This is a genomic window from Moorena sp. SIO2C4 (assembly GCF_010672485.1).
GTDB lineage: Bacteria > Cyanobacteriota > Cyanobacteriia > Cyanobacteriales > Coleofasciculaceae > Moorena > Moorena producens.
Genome location: NZ_JAAHGN010000482.1, coordinates 1 through 5509 on the forward strand (window position 1 = coordinate 1; position 5509 = coordinate 5509).

The following is a 5509-nucleotide window of genomic DNA, read 5'->3' on the forward strand; positions in this document are numbered from 1 at the left end:
GTGCATCTCATATTTGTAAAAAAGATCGGAAGTGTGGGAAGTGTGGGGCCCGGGCGCGGGGAGTGTGAGGAGTGTGGGAATTTTCGCCCGAATTTTTGCCTAATTGCAAAAGTGATGCAGCTTCGGAACAGGGGAGGCAGCGCCGCCAAAGGGGGTTCCCCCCACTCGCGCTTTGCCGTGGTTTCCCCCACTCGCGCTTTGCATCAAGACACTGAGATGCACCCTTTTTATTAAGGGTAATTATCCCGACATAATATAACAATCAATTTCAGTACTTAAAAAATCAAATATTATCACTGTTCCCTGTTTCCTACCTTGATAAGTAAATTTTTAACTTGGGGCAATCACTAAGTTTATACTGCCATGATCCAGATTTAAGCTACTAGCTAAAAAAACTACCATTCTAATCGTTATATTTTAAATAATTATTAACTTTTATGTAAATTACCTTGATTTTTTTGATTTTATTGTTGACAAGAATAGTAGCCATTGGTTATACTATAATCATTGGAAAAAGAGCCGCGATCATCGGCCACCAACCTGGAAGCGCGGCTCTCCCCCCCAAGTTAAATGGAGGTAACTCTATCATGCCAAAAAAACGATTCGTTTATCATCCCATCGATTATCACGAAGCTTTCGCATAGCGTGTGCGTAGCACAATGGAGCGCCTGGAACAGCTTGCACAACAGAGGGAGTTAAAGGGCGAGTATTCCTATCCCTATCCCATTACCGAGCGCGAGCAAATCTTGATCCGACTTTACAGTTACTCCGAATTGGGTATGACACCGCAACGGTTTTACAATAAGTGGGACTTGAGTCGGGAAGATATGGCTTTAATCTGCTCTTGTTCCGTTCACACCGTTAACGGCTGGTTTAACACCAGTCGTCGCTGTTACCCTCCCACTCCTGGTCACTTGCGCCATCTGGCCATTATGGATCTCTTGTTGGAGGATTTCGAGACAATTCCTAAACCGTTATTGGAGCGATTGTTGTCGAAGGGTCTTGAAGGCAGAATGTAGAATTAAGAATGTAGAATTAAGAATGTAGAAGGTAGAATGTAGAATTAAGAATGTAGAATTAAGAATGTAGAATTAAGAATGTAGAATTAAGAATGTAGAATTAAACACCTACACAGAATTAATTACCTACTCTCAATTTCTGTAATCCTGACATTGTAAGGTTTTTAATTTTGTGAAATGTGTAATCAATTTTGTATACCTGCTTACAAATTCTAAATTATAAATTCTACATTCTAAATTAGAATCTATTCCCATGGTTTTATTTTCACAATTAAAATAGGGATGCTAGACTGGATTTAATGTAACCTAAAATGACTCTCCCAAGGTTTTCGACTTTGGGAGTATTTACTTGCTGTTAAGCAATTTACTATATTTCATAATACTTATCAAGCCTTTTTGAAACCTTATTGATAATAGATAGCAGTTATCAATAAGGTGAGGTAAATCAGTTAAGAATTTTAGTAAATCAGGTAACAGGTAAAAAATCCTGTATACTTGATTACTATCAGAACTAGCGTAACTTTGCTAATTTCTCTTGAGCAAATTCCCGCAGTTTAGGATCGGGGTCATGCTCTGCTCTATTTTTCAATAAAGACCGGGTTTGGGAATGGTTAGGATAATATTTCAGGATGGCCTGAAGGGCTACTTGTCGAGGATTGACATTGTCGTAATCCTCGTCTTGATCACGCTCAAAGGGGTCATGGAGAATGCGATGCTCTGAAAGAGCCGCTACGCGAACGCATAAAAATTCCCATAACCAAGGCTGATCGTGCCAAGCTTGAGCTAACTGTTCAATTGCTGTACTTCGCAGCCAGGAATCTTTATCAGAACGAACCGATTCTTGAAGTATGGCTAAGGTATCTGGGTGGTCTTGGTAACCTTGAGCTAACTGTTCAATTGCTGTAAGTCGCACCGACGAATTTTTATCAGAGCGAGCGGATTGTTGAAGTAGGGCTAAGGTATCTCGGTGGTCTTGGTAAGCTTGAGCTAACTGTTCAAGTGCTGTACGTCGCACCCACGAAATCTGATCAGAGCGAGCGGATTCTTGAAGTAGGGGTAAGGTATCTGGGTGGTCTTGGTAACCTTGAGCTAATTGTTCAATTGCAATACCTCGCACCCACCAATGCTGATCAGAGCAAGCCGATACTTGAAGTAGGGGTAAAGTATCTCGATGGTCTTGGTAACATTGAGCTAACTGGTAAATTGCTGTACCTCGCACATCCGAATCAGTATCGGAGCGAGCCGATACTTGAAGTAGGGGTAAGGTATCTCGATGGTCTTGCCAATGGGTGGCTACTCCTACAACAGCTGTAGTGCGTATATAACGGACTAAGAATCCCTGATATTCATACTTTTTATAATCATAATTTAGATCATAGTGAATTAAGTCTTTGAAGCAATTCAGTAATTCAGTATCCGTTGATTTAATATCATACCGATTCCTGACTTCAGACAAACAATCCCCTGCCAGAAATAAATTATGAAACTTATCCCCTTCTCCATCTTTTGCCATCAAATACTCAATAATCTCTCCACCTTTCTTGGAATCAATCATGCCCACAATCAACTTGATCACTTCATGCCAAGATTCATCCTGCCAGTGTTTACCAAATACCTCGTTTTTCAAATGTTCTAGGGAAATTTCCTGTTTTTTTTCAAATTTACTGACAAATTCCCAAGCACAGAAATATTCCAAAAATGTCCGATGCACAAAGGCGTAGTAATCGGCTCCCATGAAACACAAGATAAAATTGCGGGTGCGCAACTGATTAATCATTACCTTAGCAACGGCTCTGGGATTAGTAACCTCCCGTAATTTCAGCTCATCTTTGATAATCCTTTCTAAATCCTCTCCACTAATCAGATTTCCCGCTAACCCTGCTTGATTTTCATGCATAAAATATGCCACTTTTCCAAGCATTTGTTGCTTATCTTTATAATCAATCGTCTTGGGATCAACACGATTATCTTCTAGTAATGCTCGTTCCACATCCCATTGATGGAGCAGTAATCGAGACGCTTGGTTGTAGAGTTCAGAGCGGTCACGAGGCAATTCTTGATTGCGGTTCAGGATTGCCATCATAGTTAATAATAGGGGATTTTGCGCCAGTTGTCGAATTGGAGGTGATGTGTCTATTGCTTTTTGTAAGCGCTCGCGTTTCCTAACTTTATCGGCTTGATTAGTAAAGGTTAACTCGTGCCAGTGCTCGATAAAGGTTTGAATTTGTTCTGACTCCAAGTCTTGGAGCATCACATGACGAAATTGAGCATTTCGTAGCCGTTGGGATTTATAACCAATGACGCGAGATGTAACAATTACTCTTACCTTAGGATAGGTATTGGTAAAGCGATGAATATCCGTAATCACATCTTCTCGTTTCCCTGGCTCAAAGACTTCATCCAAGCTATCAAACATCACTAATACGTTACCAGCCTTTAACTGGTGATGCAGTTGATGTTGATTGAGATGACATATCGCTCCACTGCTTTGATTGCAAAATTCCAAGAAGTTATTACACTGTCCACTATCGCGATTGCGGATATAGGTACGTAATTCAATCAGTAAGGGAATTGGTAGAGAAAGGGCAGTAGTCAGATCCGTTCTTGCCCAATTTAATGCTAAATATTGCAGCAAGGTAGATTTACCGGAGCCTGGGTCTCCTAAAACTACCAAATAGGGATAACCTTGAGACTCATTAATAACATCTAATACGGATTTAACCGGCTGTTGATGATAAATCTCTTTGGCTCGTTTCAACTCCTCTTTGTCAATTTCCTGATCTAGTTGACCACTCTCTAGGAGTTTTCGATAATAATCCTTAGGCAGTTCATGAATAGCTGACGGCATCAGGTCATGAACCTCTCGCACATTTTGAGGGATAAATATTTTCCAGAGTTTTAGTTCGTTATAGGCACAAGCATTGGTATCTAAACTATCTAAGCTCAGATTACCGTAGCGCTCTAGAAGTCCTTCTTGATAGGTGCTTAAGTCAAAGTCTGGGATAATGCCTGCGGTAGCGTTAGTGTTTTTTGCGATCGCGTAGCGTAGCCCTTCGGGCTAATCGCATCCAAGGTTTGGGAATCTCGGATAGGCCGTAACTGATCCGACTCCCGGATGATAGTGTGTACTTGCTTGAGATACTGTCTAGCAATATACTTCCAACGAAATTCTTCTGGTAATGGTAATAACTTAAGCTCAATCCAAGTCTTGGTTAATGTCTCGGTATCTATGTGTTGACAGCCATATTTAAACGCACTTCCTAGGATAGCTTTAATGGATTTGTTTTTAATATACTGCTTGAGGGGTTTAGTATACTGTTTTAATTCTTGCTTGGATAACTCAGCATCTTCCAATTCTCTTTCAACTAAGGCTACAAATTCTTTTAAAGCTTTACCGAAGAGTTTTTTCTGGGTATTTTGATCCGATAGTCCAGTATAGTCTTTGATGGATTCTTTGAAAAAATCTTTGGTGTAGTCTTCTAGAGCTTCTTTGGCCAAGGGACCGATCACTTCTTTGGCGAGATAGCCACCGGCACTAGAAATTCCCCAAACTGCTAACCAATCCAGCATGATATTGGTATTTGTTTTTTAGTTTATCTATTAGTATAGAGCAAAGGGAAAAGGGAGTAGGGAGTAGGGAGTAGGGAGTAGGGAGTAGGGAGTAGGGAACTTCGGATCTGGGAACAGCGGATCTGGGAACAGGGAGCACAGCTGATGGCTGACAGCTGACAGCTGACGGCTAAATGCTTACCGACAGTTGCTAAAATCAAAATCATGAGTCGGAAAAAATTGAGGTAATCTCATGTCTGTTGCCAAACCCTTATTTGAGCAGGTTATTCTCCCTCATCCGGCCAAAGAAACCCTGCCCACCATGTATGATTTACCCAGTGAAGATCCCGAGGAACCGGGTTTGCCTGACGAATTTCATCTTTGGCAACCACAACTGTGTAGTGAGACCTTTCGCCCTCCCAATTATGAGAGCGATCGCGTTTTTGTGGCCAGTGACTTAAATTTATATTATGACCCCAACCATACCGCTTGGTACAAACGACCGGATTGGTTTGCTGTAGTGGGGATTTCCCGATTTTACCAGGGACGAGAGCTCAGAATGAGTTATGTGATCTGGCAAGAAGACGTCAGACCAATTGTGGCCATAGAGTTGCTCTCTGCCAGCACCAAAGATCAAGACCTTGGTTACAGTGAACGAACGGGAGAACCACCAACGAAATGGGAAGTGTACGAGCAAATTTTAGCGATTCCCTACTATGTTACCTTTGACCGAGTCAGTAACGAATTACAACTTTTTAAGTTAGATGGCGGCAGCTATCAACCACAAACATTAGACAATTCCCAATTTTGGATGCCTGAGTTGCAATTGGGTTTAGGACTATGGCTTGGTCAATATCGGGGATTGAATCGGTTGTGGCTACGTTGGTATGATCAACAGGGAAATTGGATTCCTACTGAGGCAGAACTTGAACGTCTTCGAG

5 protein-coding genes are annotated in these 5509 nt (G+C 41.4%); 2 read left to right on the plus strand and 3 right to left on the minus strand.

Annotated elements, in window-relative coordinates:
• Window positions 1-647 precede the first annotated feature (647 nt).
• Complete coding sequence (locus F6K20_RS22460) at window positions 648-1019, plus strand: hypothetical protein (protein WP_229419075.1); 372 nt, start codon at window positions 648-650, stop codon at window positions 1017-1019.
• Window positions 1020-1530: 511 nt separating this feature from the next.
• Here F6K20_RS22460 and F6K20_RS22465 read toward each other — a convergent pair.
• The 3 genes from F6K20_RS22465 to F6K20_RS22475 all read right to left on the minus strand — a co-directional run bounded on the left by F6K20_RS22465 (window position 1531) and on the right by F6K20_RS22475 (window position 4795).
• Complete coding sequence (locus tag F6K20_RS22465) at window positions 1531-3888, minus strand: NACHT domain-containing protein (RefSeq protein WP_229414767.1); 2358 nt, start codon at window positions 3886-3888, stop codon at window positions 1531-1533.
• A 116-nt stretch (window positions 3889-4004) separates the two neighbouring features.
• Complete coding sequence (locus F6K20_RS22470; protein WP_008190833.1) at window positions 4005-4589, minus strand: hypothetical protein; 585 nt, start codon at window positions 4587-4589, stop codon at window positions 4005-4007.
• 23 nt (window positions 4590-4612) lie between these two features.
• Window positions 4613-4795: a hypothetical protein gene (locus tag F6K20_RS22475; RefSeq protein WP_131827218.1), complete on the minus strand. Its 183-nt coding sequence runs from the start codon at window positions 4793-4795 to the stop codon at window positions 4613-4615.
• Between the two features lie 26 nt (window positions 4796-4821).
• On the opposite strand from F6K20_RS22475, the gene F6K20_RS22480 reads away from it, so the two are divergent.
• Window positions 4822-5509, plus strand: a 688-nt coding sequence (locus tag F6K20_RS22480; protein WP_287296085.1) for a Uma2 family endonuclease, incomplete at its 3' end; no start/stop codon positions are given.

What these genes read in the sequence shown, in the direction of transcription:
- F6K20_RS22475 (WP_131827218.1), bottom strand. Translation starts at nt 4,795, where the DNA reads ATGATTTTGATTTTAGCAACTGTCGGTAAGCATTTAGCCGTCAGCTGT.
- F6K20_RS22470 (WP_008190833.1), bottom strand. Translation starts at nt 4,589, where the DNA reads ATGCTGGATTGGTTAGCAGTTTGGGGAATTTCTAGTGCCGGTGGCTAT.